The organism is Marinoscillum sp. (genome assembly GCF_965229915.1).
Lineage (GTDB): Bacteria > Bacteroidota > Bacteroidia > Cytophagales > Cyclobacteriaceae > Marinoscillum.
Genome location: NZ_CBDDJZ010000001.1, coordinates 1,682,969 through 1,697,800 on the forward strand (window position 1 = coordinate 1,682,969; position 14,832 = coordinate 1,697,800).

Consider the following 14,832-nt stretch of genomic DNA (forward strand, 5'->3'; position numbering starts at 1 on the left):
CTCTTTTTCGTTAGCCACCTATTTCTACATTGGGAAATCCAGTAAGAATGGTCCCTCCATGTGCTGTTTCATCCCCCATTCGCGCAGCTGGCCTGCCTTCTATCATGACTGTCGTGCTCCCTTTCACTACCGAATCTGGCGGCCCTACACACACCAGCATGTCGCCTACTACAGAGGCTGGCATACCTCCAATGATCACCGTAGGAGCACCCGGCCCCACTATGGGCCCACCATCATGTGGAATTGGGGGAACCGACGGATCCTCCATTGGGCACTCATGCATGTCTGTAAGTCTTGCTGCAGGTGGCATATTGTTTTCCTTTTTTAGTTAATCATGACCATTGCTCCACTGATCGACACTTCCTCACCGCCAGAAATCTGGGTGGTCATACCCCCTTCTATCTGGGCTTCCATTTCCGCCTGTACACTGACACTGGAAGCCTGTACACTTGCTGACTCACCAGCCTGTACCGTCGCTGTGGTCCCAGCTTTGATACTGATGGACTCAGCTGCTTGCAGTGTCATATTGGAGGCACTTTTGATTGTGATTCCTGATGAGGACATCTCTATGGAGTTCTCATTTTGATCCGAAATGGTAATGCTCTGCGCCTCGTCATTCCAGACCATCTGATTGTTATTTGGAGTGACTATGGTCACTATTTTTTTCTCGTCGTTGAAGATGACCTTTAGCTGACTGTTGGTTACAATGGCTTTGGTGCTGTTCGTCTCATCTGGAGTATAAGGAGCTGATTTGCTGTTGCTGTTATACAAACTGCCCAGTATGATCGGATACCTGGGGTCTTCATTTAAAAAACCCAGTACCACTTCGTCACCTACCTCAGGGTAGAAGAATGAGCCGGCATTATTGGTCGCGTAGAAGTTGGCCAATCTGGCCCATATTCCATCACCACCCTCTTTGATAATTGGGACATCCACCAGCACTCGGTACTGTCCATCGGGATCTTCATTGATTTGTTTTACCGTTCCATTCTGCAACCCCTGTATGCCAGGCAATAAACCTGATGCCAATGGAGCTTGCATTTCTACTTTTTGAGAAAACCACTCCGGAGATAGACCAATCTCTGCTTCAGTGATCCAGTTGCCATTTCGGAGGGTATGAACTACTCCAGAAAGCAGCGCCTTGCCATTGAACCTGGCACCCATTCCTTTGATGCTTATGAGCTTACCGGGGAGTGCGCTGGCATTCCCCTGAAAGCTAAGATCTCCACGGATCTTGGAGAATTTAGATTTGGTAGCCTGTGCTTTGGCCCAGGTATTTAGCATTCCTTCATCCAGTGGGATGGTAGATTGCAGATTGAAATCACTGATCCCCAGCACATCCGTCAATTTGCTATTGCTTACATTTCCCTGACTGTAATCTGAAATAGAGGATTGGCCTGTTACTATTTTTTGTGTTTTGAGATCCCAGGCACTGCTTTTGATATTCTTGTATTGATTTTGTGCATCCAGAGAAGCGTTGAAGGTCAATAAATCCTGACCATAGGTCACTTGCAGTACATCATCACTTTCCGAGTTGGGATCTTTGACAGATATAGTGCCCGCATCCGTGGTGATCGTCATCCCATTGATCTCTGCACGGGACAGAATAAAGTCCCAATCAGTGGCATAGTACTGAACAACCTCCTCTTGCTGACCTGAAGTAGAAGCCACATCGGCACTCAAACCGCTGTAGTTGCCGATAACTGATGAGATGACGCCACTGTCAGTAGTATCTTTGAAATAAGCGTTCTTTCGGGTGGCAGTCATTTTGATGGCTGCATCTTTGCAGATCACTTCCAGCACCGGACCGGACCCTCTGTTTACCTTCAGTCCTTGTCTTAGAATGATGCCTTTAAAAACACTTTGATTGTCACTTTCATAGCCCATCTTCACCTCTATCTCATTGCCAGGCAAAAAAGTATCTGAGTCACTGATAGGAAAATCCTCACTCGACGCACTTCCATCCAATAGTTCAATCTCACAGCTACTAATCCGGTTGATTTCCTTGGTGATGGTGATGGAAGTAACATTGTAGCTCTTGTCAATGGGGCTGCCATTGGACAAAACCTGGTAGGTGACTAAATCACATTTACTAGTTACTGGAGATGCTAGCATATCATTGGTCGACTAGAGGTGGAAAATAGAGTTTGGAGCCTGCTTTGAGAGCTATGAGCGAATCAAGTTGATTGTACTCTGCTACCTTCAGTAAGTGGGCTTCGTCTTGATAGACATCATATACCAGCGATGGCAGCATGTCTCCGTCAATGACTGTCTTCACATGAGTCATGTCCGGCGAATTGTCCTGCAAGGCATCAGAAGGGGTTTGAAACTCCTTAAAATCAACATTTACTTTGGCTCGCAGCGGAGTGCCATCAGGCTTGAACAGAGTATAGTTGATTTTCATACTGGTGAGCCTGCACTTATAGAGCATGGCTTGTCCCCAGATTAACTTTAGATAATTGGGGCTGTGGATTTGTCCATTGTAATCATAGGCTACTTTTTTGAAACTACTGATCTCTTTGACCAAATCTGTGCGCTTACTATCCACCACTCCGGTGGCATCAAACACGAGCTCAAAGCTCATGGTACTTGGCGTACTTTTTTCGTACTTGATAGATGCATCTGGAGTTCCCTGCCCCTGCTCTGTGTTGTATTGGATAGCAAAATTCTGAGAGTAGGACTCAGGGTTCAGCATGGCTGAATACGAGCCCACTTTGCTCCCAAAATTCTCATCTTTATATCCTTCGATTATGAGCGGTTGAAGTTTTCCAGTTGCTGCCATTATCTTTCCTTTTTCTTATCAATCACTCGAAGTACTCGCTCCACGCAGGACTCCACGATATCACGCATTTGTCTTTCAGTGAATCTACCAGCACTTTCTGCTTTGTGAGAGTCATCGGAGACGATGTTGGTCCTGATGATCAATTCTTTGATTTCGACGGGCATGTAATAGAAGTTTAGACTTTTTTGAAATAGTTATAAGCAAACTCAATGGTCTCAATGGCCAGAGCGTTTTCCTGTGATTTGAAATCCGAAAGTCTCCATTTGACTGGGTAGGCGTTGACAAAACTCCAGGACATCACTGGTTTATTATCTGCATTGAGTAAGAAGAGCATGATGGATTTTGGCTGTACCGGAGTACCCAAATCAGAGAAGATGGTATCCTGACACCACTGGGCAAGGCCAGATTTAGTGGTCATCAGACCTCTCTTCAGGACCAGGTTACCATACTTGGTTTGCTTGGGAAGCTTGTACTTGAACCTGTTTTCTCCACCTGATACCACCTCCTGCACTTCAGTATCAGCACCCAGACCGGAAGCCTCCTGAAATCCAGCATCTCCCTGCCCTGAGATCCCACTGAAAGACAACCTGAAGTAAAATGAAGGAGGTGGATAGTATGCGCTACTCTTACCCATAGCGATTATGAATTAGAAATGGTCAAGCCCTCGTGAGCAATCTCAATGGTGTCAACTGCCACTTCATTTCCATCTGACTTCAGATCCGTACCGGTAATCTTGGTTGGCCATGCATTTTTCAATGTCCAGGTCATGGTAGGAGCTCCGTTTTCATCGAGTAGTTTAATGGTGACGGTTTGTCGTTTGATGGTGTTCATTTTGATCTGGTTGTACCAGTTCCAAAATGAATTATCCTTTGCAAATACCCCTCGCTTCATAGTCACGTTACCATACTTGGCGATTCCTGGCATCTTCACAGTGCTAAATACGGCGCTATTACTAGCCCGGTATTCGATAATTTGTGTTTCTGCCTCGAGACCTGATACTTCCTGAAAAGCGATGTTTTGCGCGATGGTTCCCCAGTCAACTGAAAACCTGAATTTGGGCATTGGCCATACGTTATTTTCCTTGCTGCCATCTGGTGCTGCCATAGTTGTAGTTATTTAAGTGTTTTTAAAATATTTGTTGATTTATGATTTAGCCATCTCCTGCTCTACCTCAATGATGATGAACTCGGCAGGGTGTGTCACTGCTAGTTTTACGGCCACTCTCATGGTACCTTCCAGTATGTCCTCTGCGGTCATGGTGGTTCCCAGCCCAACAGCCACACTAAATGCGTCATCAGGTTTTGCACCCTGCAAGGCACCTTCTTTCCAGATATTGGTCAGGAAGTTTTCAATCATACTTTTCACTGATTGCCAGGTGTTCGCATCATTCGCAGCAAACACATAGGTGCGAGCGGCTAACTTCACCGACTGCTCGATCATGGTCACTGTGCGCCGTACGTTGATGTACCGCCAGTCCTGACTGTTTCCATCCAGAGTCCGTGCCCCCCACACCAGTATTCCCTGACCTGTGAATGCGCGAATACAATTGATGGACTTACCACTCACCGCATCTACATTCAGACCCGCCTGCATGGAATCGTTGATGTTTAATGTTAGGCCCACGGCTCCAACCGGGGTTACGTTAGCCGGAGCATTCCAGACACCTTTGGTATTGTCTACCTGAGTGTACACTCCTGCCATAGCACCACTGGGTGGTAGCACATTAATTCGCTCCTGTACGATCCCCATCAAATGCTTGTAAGTCTTACTGGCGTTGAGTAATGCCTGATTTAGCTGTGAAGTGGTCATTCCTGCTGGTGGACTTTTTATATTACCAAGAATCTGCTCAGCCACAGGATTCGGAGCAGCCGGTGGATTTAGTAAATCTGAAAGCCCACTGATATCCCCTCCGTTAAGATTGGAGTAACTAACCTCATCAGATTCGGTAATCGTGGTTTTCAAAAAGGGATAGTAGGCAGTTCCATATTTCAGGGAATTATTACCTGTATTGTTTCTGAATGTCTGAATATCCTGTGTGTACAATATGGGATCTGGAGCATGTCCTCCTTTGATATCGAAAATGCTCACCGAAGTAGCCATGTCCCCACTTTGCAACAGCATGGCTTCCATCAAAGTGCTATTGTCATCTGTAGAGAGTAAAGTGGCTTCAGGTGCCACATACATAGTAACTTCAGGGATTTGCTTCAACAAGGCTATCCCTGCAAGGAGGTCGGACAACTTTACATTGGGATTGACAATGTCATCACCCGGAGAGATTGGCGACTTGGTAGGCGCACCGTATGAGCCCACTGATACCACGTAAGCCGTACCGCCACCATTCTCGAAGAACAGCCTGATGCTATTGTACAAATAGTAGATTGTCCCGGGATCGGGCTCTACTGTATAGATATCACCATTTATCTCATAAAATACGCCTTTTTCGGGCTTTTTCTTTTGCTTGGTGATGTAATACTGTGGGTCATACTGGCTTGCTGGTGGTGCAGGAGCCGGTGGGTTCGCATTGAGGAAAAAAGCCTTGAATTGATTGAACGAGGTGATTTGCACCGGTTGATTCAAATAAGATTTCCCCTCATACGAAGCCCTAGGTGTATATCCTATAAAAGCAGGTACTGCTGTTGCCACTTCGACAACTGAGTTAGGAAAAGCATTGATCTCATCAATGTATACGCCTGGAGTTTGCGAGGATAATGGTGATACTGCCATAGTTTTTAGTGTTTCATTTTAGTATTTTATAAATAGATGTACATAGACGAACAGGCCGTCAGTACACCGGAATCATTTCTTATGATGTCTAGTTGTTTTGCGCTTGCTGAAGGGAGGTTTTCTAAAACAACCTCTGACTCATTTTCATCATCGCCAATACTTGCGTTAGATCTCTTCTTAATGCTAAAGGTCTGCCTGGATCGTTCGCGCATCGGTATCAGGTCTTCACCAGATGAATACTTATGTGCTTTCAGCCCATTGGAAAGTACAGTCTCAGTTGGCCCCAATAATGACTTACCTATTTCATCAGCTATTACCAAGTCGTCCACTACGGCTGATTTGATATTCATCAGATAATAGTTCCACTGTGTTTTTCTAGCATTGAAGACAATGTCATACTTCGCTGCCTGAAGTGTACCGTCCACTAAAAACTGATCGAGATAGAGGTAGATCAAAGCAGTCTCCGATACCTGAAACAACTGGCTCTCCAGCAATGGAATCAATCGATAGCTGTTGTCTTCCGCCTCACAGCGTTTGTTGTCAAACCGAAATACAACCAGTTGATCCAAAGGCATCTCCGTGAAGTTGACAAAATGGTTGTTGGTCAGAGTCATGTGAAATTCCAGCCGATATGCGGGAAAGAACTCTATCAACTCGTGTATATACTCCTTATCAAAAGTGGAAGAATGCAAGATGGCAAACCCATGATCCATCTGATTAAATAGCAGCCCAGCATTCCACATGAAAGCCTGGGTTCTCTGATCCGGCACTATGCGCATTCCTTTCAATATCCCATCATCATAGTATTCATGACGGATGTTCAGTTCACATAGGAGTGTATATCTGGTCTTCATACTCGATGGACCTCCACTCCTTGTTGATTGATCGTTGGCACAATGCTTTCAATTTCCTCACCCTGAAAGCAGAGCATCCTCAACTTAAAGGGAATAGATGGGATGTATTTAGCTCCAATGGAAGCCCACAGATTGTAAGTCTCACTGTACGACAGTTTGACCACCTCCAGACCTAACTGATGGATTTTAGGATCCAGTCCAGGTGAGTTCTGTGGATTGATGATTGGCTTAGACTGGAAAAAGCAAATCGTGTCTGATAGGAACTTGAGTCCCTCATCATATTTATTAAATAAGGCAGAAAAGATAATGTTGAGATTGAAGCTCAATGGTGGAGCATAAGGACTAAAACTATTGAGCGTTCTTCGTCCTGCTGAGCTACTCTGAGTAGCAGACTCATGTTCCAGACTCACCAGAGTAAGGATAATTTTATTCCTGTTTTCCTCAGGAACTGACCCATCCTGCCCCAAGATACTATTCAGCTGAACCCAGCTCTCGTCTGTACGATACTTGTTCCTCAGGTGGTTGTCCAGGCTATCTGCGATATATTTTAATGACTCGTAAATCATAGGAGCTGTCTAAACATGCTCCTCTATACCGCATTCAAAAAAAGGTTACCCTCCTGTCAGAAAAAAATCGAAAGGATATTTTACGTTCAGGTATTACTTACAACAATTATGTCGCAGAAATCACTGAACTCCACACAAAGATGTTTTGGGCATTAGAAAATCAAGTAGAATAAAAATAAAAGTATCAAAAGAATGGCCACCCACTTATACCCCGGACTAAAATCGGTGAACTCATAGCCACAGATCGGACACACTTTGCTTTTAGCGTCCACTTCCATGGCGCAGGATGGACATTCTTTCTTTTTCATTATTTCAGCTTGCGGTATTTGATACGCTTAGGTCCGGTATCCCCAAGTCGTTTTTTGCGGTTCTCTTCGTATTCCGTGAAGTTCCCTTCAAACCAGTAGACTTGTGAATCACCCTCATACGCCAAAATGTGCGTACAAATCCGATCCAGGAACCATCTATCGTGGCTAATCACCACAGCACAGCCTCCAAAGTTTTCTAAAGCCTCTTCCAGGGCACGAAGTGTATTTACATCCAGGTCGTTGGTTGGCTCATCCAAAAGAATCAGGTTGGCTCCTTCTTTTAGCGTAATCGCCAGATGAACCCTGTTGCGCTCACCACCTGAAAGTACTCCAACCTTCTTGGTCTGATCCGATCCTGAGAAGTTGAATTTGCTCACATAAGCCCGAGCGTTCATTTCCTTCTCGCCAAGCTTGATGTTTTCATTACCACCAGTAATCGCTTGAAATACAGAATCACCGGGTTTTAAGTCATCGTGCTCCTGGTCCACGTAGGCCATTTTCACTGTTGGACCCACCTCAAAGTTTCCAGCATCTGGCTTTTCCTTACCCGTGATTAGATTGAAAAGGGTCGTCTTACCAGCACCATTCGGACCAATCACACCAACAATTCCACCCTGCGGCAAACTGAAAGAAAGATTTTCAAATAGCAGTTTATCTCCATATGCTTTGGAGACTTTCTCAGCTTCGATCACCTTCGCCCCGAGTCTAGGTCCCGGCGGAATGTACAGCTCCAATTGCTGTTCTTTGGCCTTACCTTCTTCTCCGACTAGTTTATCATAGGCAGATAGTCTTGCCTTACTTTTGGCATGTCGGCCTTTTGGGGTCATTTTCACCCATTCTAGTTCGCGCTCAAGTGTCTTTTGACGTTTAGACTCTGTCTTTTCTTCTTGAGCAAGTCTCTTTTGTTTCTGATCCAGCCAGCTGGAGTAGTTCCCTTTCCACGGAATACCTTCACCACGATCTAGCTCCAGAATCCATCCAGCTACATTATCCAGGAAGTAACGGTCGTGAGTCACGGCTATCACCGTTCCTTTATACTGCTTGAGGTGTTGCTCCAGCCAAAGCACTGATTCGGCATCCAGGTGGTTGGTAGGCTCATCCAGAAGTAACACATCAGGCTCCTGAAGCAAGAGACGGCAGAGTGCTACTCTTCTTTTCTCACCCCCTGAAAGATTCTTGATGACTGCATCTTCTGGAGGAGTTCTAAGTGCATCCATGGCTCTTTCCAGTTTACTATCCAGCTCCCAGGCACCTACCTGATCTAATTTATCCTGAACTTCTCCTTGTTTTTCAATGAGCTTATTCATCTTATCTGGATCTTCCAGAATTTCAGGTTCAGAGAATTTCAGATTGATTTCATCGTATTCCTTCAGTAGATCAGTGATTTCTGTAACTGCTTCGCTGATCACCTCCTTAACCGTTTTATCTTGATCCAACTCCGGCTCTTGCTCTAACAGTCCCACACTGTAACCGGGCGAAAAAACAACTTCCCCCTGGTATTCCTGGTCAATTCCGGCGATTATCCTTAATAATGAAGACTTTCCTGAACCATTTAATCCCAACACTCCTATCTTCGCGCCGTAGAAGAATGAGAGATAGATGTTTTTAAGTACTTGTTTCTGTGGCGGGTAGATCTTGTTGACCCCTGCCATGGAAAAGATTATTTTTTCGTCAGACATTTTTGGTTAATTTCAAAATGGAAGTCGAAGTTAAGACATTTATCGCATCGATTGTGAGAATAAGCCTAATAGAATAAGCTGTGAGCGAAAAGGAAATACCTTTCGGAAAAATAAAAGATGATAAGATCTTTCTCAACTCCTGGGGAGATAATCCAGAAAGACAAATTGGTGAAGTCCGTGACAATGAAGGATCTTCTATCACTTATTTTCAGGAGAAGTACGATGAGCTGGTCAAGAAGATAGATGACCTGGAAGAGGAGATTAATACCTCCCAAAACAAAGGCTCATTCCTGATGAAACTGAAGCATCTCAAAACTCAGCTCACCAGCCATGATGGACTCGGGGATTATGAAGCGTTAGAAAAGCGGCTTTCTCAACAGGAATCACTTTTGGAAGACATCATCGAGAAGAACCGGGAGCGAAACTCTGAGATCAAAAAGAGCTTACTAGAAGAAATAAAGGCTGCCGCCGACAAGATCAACTGGAAGGAGGCCACCCAGGAGATTCATGACATCAAAGCTCGATGGATCAAGACGGGTAATCCCAAAGATGAGGATCATGAAGATCTGGAAGATGAATTTTGGGGAGTCATTCAAGCATTCTTTGAAAAGAAAAAGGACTTCTACGAAGACAAAAAAAGACTGGGAGAACTTCGTAAGAAGGACTATGAAGAGATCATCGAGCGAACCAAAACGCTTGAAAACCTGCATGGTAAAGCCAAGTTTGAGAAAATAGCTGAGCTAAAGCAAGCATGGCGTGAGGTAGGCAACATTCCCAAAGAAGAATACACGGAGCTGCTGAAGGTTTTCAATCAAAAACTCAAACCAAAACGACCAAGAGTCTCATCAGCACCTGATGTGGATATCAGCCAAATAACCCATCAGCTTTCTGCATTTTTTGAAGGGACTGAAACATACAACTTTAAGAAACTGGATGAGATAAAAGGCAAACTAAAGGCATTCAGACCTCAGGACGCTGATGGCAAAAAGACCAAGAGCGATGCTTTCAACAAGGTACAGTTGCTAATGGAGCGTGATTTCATTGACAAGTTAGCCAACAAGCGATTCAAAAACTTCCGTGAACTGGACAAAGCTAAAAAGAGACAGATTCGCATGGGTATTTTGGAGGAACTGATCAATAGAGACCAGACGGATCTGGATAAATATCAGGAGAATTCAGCCAACTTCTCCTCCTCAGGCGCAGGTGGACTTGGATTCATTGAAAAAAAGCTCGCTCAGCAAGAGACAAAAATCAAAACGAAAAAACAGTTACTGGAACTCATCAAGGCAGAAAAGTGATTTTTTTCGCTAAAAATGAAACAAAAAAATTGCGTTTTACATTAAAGTGTAATATCTACAGGGCGGAGAGCAAAATAAAAGTTTGATTTCTCGCTAGAAAAACTATTTTTGCACGAAATTTTTAAAAGGCAGAAGAATATGTATTGGACATTAGAATTGGCTTCTTATTTAGAAGACGCACCATGGCCAGCCACCAAAGATGAGTTAATTGATTACTCGATCCGTTCTGGAGCACCGCTAGAGGTGGTAGAAAATCTTCAGGAACTAGAAGATGACGGGCAGCCTTATGAAAACATCGAAGAAATCTGGCCGGATTATCCAACAAAGGAAGATTTCTTTTTCAACGAGGACGAATACTAATTCAACCTCTAAATAACTGAACTACCCCTGATCACTGTATCGGGGTTTTTTATTTTCCCTGCATGCGGAGCAGAGCTTCAGCTAGCACCAAATCTTCTGGAGTGGTGATTTTGATATTGGAATAGTCACCAGTTACCACTTCGATCGGAAGACCGTACGCTTCCAGTACGGAGGCATCATCTGTAAACAAGCTAGACTCCTGTTGTTCAAAAGCCTTGCGGATCAAATCTGTTTGAAAAGTCTGGGGGGTCTGCACTGCCATGTACAATGACCTGTCACGAGCTTGAGTTTGTTCTCCCACCCTTTCACGAATGGAGTCTTTGAGGGGCACCATAGCAATTCCTGACCCGGTAGCTTTAGCCTGACCAAAAGAAGCTGCAATGACAGAAGTACTGATGATCGGGCGTACAGCATCATGAATAGCCACCAGATTTCCAGACACATGTGACAACCCTGATTTCACACTTTGGAAACGGGATTTACCACCTGCTGCGGTGATGATATCGACCTCAGATAAAAAATCATTTTGGATGGTCCTCCAGGTAGGCATGTGCATTTCTGGCAGGACCAGTATCAGTTGGATGGATGGGTTATAAGCAAGAAAAGCCTCAATGGTGTGCACCACTATAGGCTTTCCTAATATCTCCATAAACTGCTTCGGGAGTATCTGCTTCATTCTAGAGCCACTCCCACCAGCTACAATGATGACACTTTCATGCATTAGATAATGAGCATTGCATCACCATAAGTAAAGAATCTATACTTTTCCTTAATGGCTGTTTGGTAAGCTTCCATCATCAAATCATAACCTCCAAAAGCAGCGGCCATCATCAGTAAGGTAGATTCTGGCAAGTGGAAGTTGGTCACCAACGCATTGCATATTTTGAACTCGTACTGTGGAAAGATAAACTTATCCGTCCAGCCTTCATTTGCTTTTAAGCGACCACCAGCAGATACCGAAGACTCAAGCGTTCGCATCACGGTGGTTCCCACTGAAATAACTCTTTTCTTTTCATCCAGCGCCTGGTTCACTCGATCTGCAGTAGGCTCTGGCACAAAATAGTTTTCAGAGTCCATTTTATGTTTGGTAAGATCCTCCACGTCTACCGGACGAAAAGTACCAAGACCAACATGAAGGGTAATCGGATCAATATCCACTCCTTTGATCTCCAATCGCTTCATTACTTGCTGAGTAAAATGAAGACCAGCTGTTGGTGCAGCTACAGCTCCCACATTCTTTGCATAGATGGTCTGGAACCGATCTCTATCTTCTGGCTCTGCCGCTCTCTTGATGTTTTTGGGAAGTGGAGTCTCTCCAAGTCGATCGATCATTTTATAGAAATCTTCTTCGTCTCCATCAAATAAGAATCGGATAGTTCTTCCTCGCGATGTTGTATTATCGATTACCTCAGCGACTAACTCACCTTCACCGAAATATAGCTTGTTACCAACACGGATTTTTCGTGCCGGATCTACCAACACATCCCAGAGTTTCATTTCCTTATTGAGTTCTCTCAAAAGAAAAACCTCAATTTTGGCACCTGTTTTCTCCTTATTACCGTATAACCTCGCAGGGAAAACTTTGGTATCATTGATAACCATCACATCCCCTTCGTCAAAATAATCTACAATGTCTTTAAATACTTTATGCTCAATTTCACCTGTATCTTTGTGGATAACCATTAACCGAGACTCGTCTCGATTTTCTGCAGGGTGAAGAGCAATATGACTAGATGGTAGATCAAATTTGAACGCTGATAATTTCATATCGTAATGCTTGGATTAACCAATGGTTGTGACTTAAACAAGTCGGCAAAATTAGCAAATACTTTTGTTTTTATCGCATAAAAACCATATTTACCTTGCAGACACAAAAACCTAACTCAAAAGCGAAGTGCTAGTTATAAGATTAATCATAGAAAGTTTTCGATTCGCCTGGAATGCCCTGAGAATGAACCTGTTGCGCACCACGCTTTCTCTTCTTGGTGTGACCATCGGGATATTTGCCATCATCGCTGTGTTTACATTGGTGGACTCTCTGGAGAAAAGCATTAAAGACAGTCTGAATTTTCTAGGCACCAACAATATCAATGTCCAAAAGTGGCCCTATGGGTTTGGCGGAGGCCCTTATCCCTGGTGGAAATACCTGCAGCGTCCCTATCCTACCTATGAAGAATATGAGTTTCTGGCAGAGAATGTGAAACATGCACAGGGCATCACCATACTGGCGAGTCGTGGTGGTATCATTGCCAAGCATGAAAGCTCGAGTTCAGTAGATTTGGCTTTGGTAGGCACCGTATATGAGCATAAAGATGTGTACGAAATTCCCATTACGCAGGGTAGGTATTTTACTCCGCAAGAAGCTGACGCTGGGCGCAATGTAGTGGTCATCGGGCACCGTCCTGCACAGGAGCTCTTCCCGGGTGGTAACGCTTTGGGCAAAGAGATAAAAATCAAAGGACTGAAATACTATGTCATCGGGATTATTAAAGAAGAAGGAGACAGCTTCCTGGGAGCACCAAGTAACGATGACAATATTTACATGCCTTTCAAGTCATTCATCAAGATTTTTTATAGCGGAGCACGCGGTGGAGTAGAGCCAAACATCACCGTCAAAGGACTTGATTCAGACATTGGATTGGTGGAACTGGAAGCGGAGTTGCGTGGACTTATGCGCAAAAAGCGCTCACTAAAACCGAAAGAGGAAGACAACTTTGCGCTGAACCGTCCAGAAGCCATTGCCAATTTTATTGGGTCTACTTTTGATGTCATTGGACTCGCCGGATGGTTCATCGGTGGCTTTTCGATATTGGTTGGTGGGTTTGGAATCGCCAATATCATGTTTGTATCTGTGCGTGAACGAACCAATATTATCGGTATTCAAAAATCACTCGGAGCAAAAAATTATTTCATCCTGTTTCAGTTCCTATTTGAGTCCGTCTTTTTGAGTGTACTAGGTGGCGGCTTTGGTATCTTCCTGGTTTGGCTACTCTCTTTGATCAGCTTGGGCTCATTAGATCTGGTACTAACATTTTCCAATGTTGCTCTTGGACTTGGTGTCTCAGCAGCGATAGGGATGGCTTCAGGAATTATCCCAGCGGCTATGGCTGCCAGATTGGATCCGGTTATCGCTATCCGCACTCAATAAACCAAAAATAGGAGACACGAAAAAGGCCCGCTTGCAATGCAAGCGGGCCTTTTTCTTTAACTATGTCGCAAAGTTATTATTCCGCAGTTTCCACCTCTTCTTCAGCAACACCAGCTATTTTGGCTTTGATTTTTGCTTCGAGTTCTTCCATTAGTTCAGGATTGTCCTCTACCAACTGCTTCACCGCATCCCGGCCTTGACCGAGCTTGTTATCATTGTAAGAGAACCACGATCCAGACTTCTTGATCACATCCAGCTCTACCCCGATATCAATGATCTCACCTGATTTACTAATGCCACGACCGTACATGATGTCAAACTCCACCACTTTGAATGGAGGAGCCACTTTGTTCTTCACCACCTTCACACGAGTTCGGTTACCTAGCACATTGTCGGCACTTTCTTTGATCTGCCCTATTCTTCGGATGTCCAATCGCACAGAAGCATAGAATTTCAGCGCATTACCACCGGTGGTAGTCTCCGGGTTTCCAAACATGACACCTATCTTCTCACGAAGCTGGTTGATGAAAATACAGGCACAACCGGTCTTGTTGATAGCACCAGTCAGTTTACGAAGTGCCTGGGACATCAAACGAGCCTGGAGACCCATTTTGCTATCTCCCATTTCTCCCTCTAACTCCCCACGAGGCACCAATGCAGCAACCGAGTCAATCACCACAATGTCCAACGCTCCTGAACGGATCAAGTGCTCAGCAATTTCCAATGCTTGCTCACCATTATCCGGCTGGGAGATTAGTAAGTTTTCTGTATCAATACCAAGTTTCTCTGCGTAACTCTTGTCAAAAGCATGCTCCGCATCAATGATGGCCGCAAGTCCGCCAGCTTTTTGCGCCTCTGCGATACAATGCATGGCCAGGGTCGTCTTACCGGATGATTCAGGGCCGTATACCTCTATGATCCTTCCTCTTGGAATTCCCCCAACACCCAGGGCCATATCCAGACCCAACGAGCCAGTAGAAATCGTCGGAACATCCAAAACTTTGTTGTCCGAAAGCTTCATGATGGTACCTTTACCGTAGGTTTTTTCCAGCTTGTCAATAGTTATCTGGAGTGCCTTGAGTTTTTCGCTATTATCAGCCATACTTGATGTGT

General features: G+C 44.5%; 17 protein-coding genes. 3 read left to right on the forward strand and 14 right to left on the reverse strand.

Annotation, left to right across the window (positions count from 1 at the left end):
- Nucleotides 1-10: 10 nt before the first annotated feature.
- From ACO067_RS07250 to ettA, 11 genes are all read right to left on the reverse strand, one after another.
- A complete protein-coding gene (locus tag ACO067_RS07250) occupies nucleotides 11-310 on the reverse strand; it encodes a PAAR domain-containing protein (protein WP_421872493.1) in 300 nt (99 codons plus the stop codon).
- 14 nt (nucleotides 311-324) lie between these two features.
- Nucleotides 325-2,115, reverse strand: a complete 1,791-nt coding sequence (vgrG, locus tag ACO067_RS07255) for a type VI secretion system tip protein VgrG (protein ID WP_421872495.1) — start codon at nucleotides 2,113-2,115, stop codon at nucleotides 325-327.
- 1 nt (nucleotide 2,116) lies between these two features.
- Nucleotides 2,117-2,782, reverse strand: a complete 666-nt coding sequence (locus ACO067_RS07260) for a LysM peptidoglycan-binding domain-containing protein (protein ID WP_421872497.1) — start codon at nucleotides 2,780-2,782, stop codon at nucleotides 2,117-2,119.
- Nucleotides 2,782-2,946, reverse strand: a complete 165-nt coding sequence (locus ACO067_RS07265) for a DUF5908 family protein (protein ID WP_421872499.1) — start codon at nucleotides 2,944-2,946, stop codon at nucleotides 2,782-2,784. Before ACO067_RS07265 ends, ACO067_RS07260 begins: the two co-directional genes overlap by 1 nt.
- Before the next feature lie 11 nt (nucleotides 2,947-2,957).
- Nucleotides 2,958-3,416: a phage tail protein gene (locus ACO067_RS07270; protein ID WP_421872502.1), complete on the reverse strand. Its 459-nt coding sequence runs from the start codon at nucleotides 3,414-3,416 to the stop codon at nucleotides 2,958-2,960.
- A 5-nt stretch (nucleotides 3,417-3,421) separates the two neighbouring features.
- On the reverse strand, nucleotides 3,422-3,886 hold the full coding sequence (locus ACO067_RS07275; protein ID WP_421872505.1) for a phage tail protein: 465 nt from the start codon (nucleotides 3,884-3,886) through the stop codon (nucleotides 3,422-3,424).
- Nucleotides 3,887-3,925: 39 nt separating this feature from the next.
- Nucleotides 3,926-5,506, reverse strand: a complete 1,581-nt coding sequence (locus ACO067_RS07280) for a phage tail sheath family protein (RefSeq protein ID WP_421872507.1) — start codon at nucleotides 5,504-5,506, stop codon at nucleotides 3,926-3,928.
- 26 nt (nucleotides 5,507-5,532) lie between these two features.
- Nucleotides 5,533-6,360: a hypothetical protein gene (locus ACO067_RS07285; RefSeq protein WP_421872510.1), complete on the reverse strand. Its 828-nt coding sequence runs from the start codon at nucleotides 6,358-6,360 to the stop codon at nucleotides 5,533-5,535.
- Nucleotides 6,357-6,926 carry a DUF4255 domain-containing protein gene (locus tag ACO067_RS07290; protein WP_421872512.1) on the reverse strand — a complete coding sequence of 190 codons (570 nt, stop codon included), beginning with the start codon at nucleotides 6,924-6,926 and terminating at the stop codon, nucleotides 6,357-6,359. The genes ACO067_RS07285 and ACO067_RS07290 overlap by 4 nt, the downstream gene beginning before the upstream one ends.
- 152 nt (nucleotides 6,927-7,078) lie before the next feature.
- Nucleotides 7,079-7,234, reverse strand: coding sequence for a zinc ribbon domain-containing protein (locus ACO067_RS07295; protein ID WP_421872515.1), 156 nt, complete (start codon nucleotides 7,232-7,234; stop codon nucleotides 7,079-7,081).
- Nucleotides 7,234-8,913 carry an energy-dependent translational throttle protein EttA gene (gene ettA, locus ACO067_RS07300; RefSeq protein WP_421872518.1) on the reverse strand — a complete coding sequence of 560 codons (1,680 nt, stop codon included), beginning with the start codon at nucleotides 8,911-8,913 and terminating at the stop codon, nucleotides 7,234-7,236. The genes ACO067_RS07295 and ettA overlap by 1 nt, the downstream gene beginning before the upstream one ends.
- Before the next feature lie 80 nt (nucleotides 8,914-8,993).
- Between ettA and ACO067_RS07305 the strand changes: the two genes are divergently transcribed.
- Both ACO067_RS07305 and ACO067_RS07310 read left to right on the forward strand, forming a co-directional pair.
- Entirely contained in the window at nucleotides 8,994-10,211 is a 1,218-nt protein-coding gene (locus tag ACO067_RS07305; RefSeq protein ID WP_421872520.1) for a DUF349 domain-containing protein, read from the forward strand.
- A 138-nt stretch (nucleotides 10,212-10,349) separates the two neighbouring features.
- Nucleotides 10,350-10,571 carry a DUF2795 domain-containing protein gene (locus ACO067_RS07310; protein WP_115870092.1) on the forward strand — a complete coding sequence of 74 codons (222 nt, stop codon included), beginning with the start codon at nucleotides 10,350-10,352 and terminating at the stop codon, nucleotides 10,569-10,571.
- Between the two features lie 49 nt (nucleotides 10,572-10,620).
- Here ACO067_RS07310 and ACO067_RS07315 read toward each other — a convergent pair whose 3' ends face one another.
- Nucleotides 10,621-11,292: a 2-C-methyl-D-erythritol 4-phosphate cytidylyltransferase gene (locus ACO067_RS07315; RefSeq protein WP_421872522.1), complete on the reverse strand. Its 672-nt coding sequence runs from the start codon at nucleotides 11,290-11,292 to the stop codon at nucleotides 10,621-10,623.
- On the reverse strand, nucleotides 11,292-12,338 hold the full coding sequence (gene queA / locus ACO067_RS07320; protein WP_421872524.1) for a tRNA preQ1(34) S-adenosylmethionine ribosyltransferase-isomerase QueA: 1,047 nt from the start codon (nucleotides 12,336-12,338) through the stop codon (nucleotides 11,292-11,294). The genes ACO067_RS07315 and queA overlap by 1 nt, the downstream gene beginning before the upstream one ends.
- A gap of 127 nt (nucleotides 12,339-12,465) precedes the next feature.
- Between queA and ACO067_RS07325 the strand changes: the two genes are divergently transcribed.
- Nucleotides 12,466-13,719, forward strand: coding sequence for an ABC transporter permease (locus ACO067_RS07325; protein ID WP_421872526.1), 1,254 nt, complete (start codon nucleotides 12,466-12,468; stop codon nucleotides 13,717-13,719).
- A 76-nt stretch (nucleotides 13,720-13,795) separates the two neighbouring features.
- Here ACO067_RS07325 and recA read toward each other — a convergent pair whose 3' ends face one another.
- Nucleotides 13,796-14,821 carry a recombinase RecA gene (gene recA / locus ACO067_RS07330; protein WP_421872528.1) on the reverse strand — a complete coding sequence of 342 codons (1,026 nt, stop codon included), beginning with the start codon at nucleotides 14,819-14,821 and terminating at the stop codon, nucleotides 13,796-13,798.
- Nucleotides 14,822-14,832 lie beyond the last annotated feature (11 nt).

What these genes read in the sequence shown, in the direction of transcription:
- ettA (WP_421872518.1), bottom strand. Translation starts at nt 8,913, where the DNA reads ATGTCTGACGAAAAAATAATCTTTTCCATGGCAGGGGTCAACAAGATC.
- ACO067_RS07260 (WP_421872497.1), bottom strand. Translation starts at nt 2,782, where the DNA reads ATGGCAGCAACTGGAAAACTTCAACCGCTCATAATCGAAGGATATAAA.
- ACO067_RS07295 (WP_421872515.1), bottom strand. Translation starts at nt 7,234, where the DNA reads ATGAAAAAGAAAGAATGTCCATCCTGCGCCATGGAAGTGGACGCTAAA.
- queA (WP_421872524.1), bottom strand. Translation starts at nt 12,338, where the DNA reads ATGAAATTATCAGCGTTCAAATTTGATCTACCATCTAGTCATATTGCT.
- ACO067_RS07315 (WP_421872522.1), bottom strand. Translation starts at nt 11,292, where the DNA reads ATGCATGAAAGTGTCATCATTGTAGCTGGTGGGAGTGGCTCTAGAATG.
- ACO067_RS07290 (WP_421872512.1), bottom strand. Translation starts at nt 6,926, where the DNA reads ATGATTTACGAGTCATTAAAATATATCGCAGATAGCCTGGACAACCAC.
- recA (WP_421872528.1), bottom strand. Translation starts at nt 14,821, where the DNA reads ATGGCTGATAATAGCGAAAAACTCAAGGCACTCCAGATAACTATTGAC.
- ACO067_RS07250 (WP_421872493.1), bottom strand. Translation starts at nt 310, where the DNA reads ATGCCACCTGCAGCAAGACTTACAGACATGCATGAGTGCCCAATGGAG.
- ACO067_RS07310 (WP_115870092.1), top strand. Translation starts at nt 10,350, where the DNA reads ATGTATTGGACATTAGAATTGGCTTCTTATTTAGAAGACGCACCATGG.
- ACO067_RS07285 (WP_421872510.1), bottom strand. Translation starts at nt 6,360, where the DNA reads ATGAAGACCAGATATACACTCCTATGTGAACTGAACATCCGTCATGAA.
- ACO067_RS07270 (WP_421872502.1), bottom strand. Translation starts at nt 3,416, where the DNA reads ATGGGTAAGAGTAGCGCATACTATCCACCTCCTTCATTTTACTTCAGG.
- ACO067_RS07265 (WP_421872499.1), bottom strand. Translation starts at nt 2,946, where the DNA reads ATGCCCGTCGAAATCAAAGAATTGATCATCAGGACCAACATCGTCTCC.
- ACO067_RS07275 (WP_421872505.1), bottom strand. Translation starts at nt 3,886, where the DNA reads ATGGCAGCACCAGATGGCAGCAAGGAAAATAACGTATGGCCAATGCCC.
- ACO067_RS07280 (WP_421872507.1), bottom strand. Translation starts at nt 5,506, where the DNA reads ATGGCAGTATCACCATTATCCTCGCAAACTCCAGGCGTATACATTGAT.
- vgrG (WP_421872495.1), bottom strand. Translation starts at nt 2,115, where the DNA reads ATGCTAGCATCTCCAGTAACTAGTAAATGTGATTTAGTCACCTACCAG.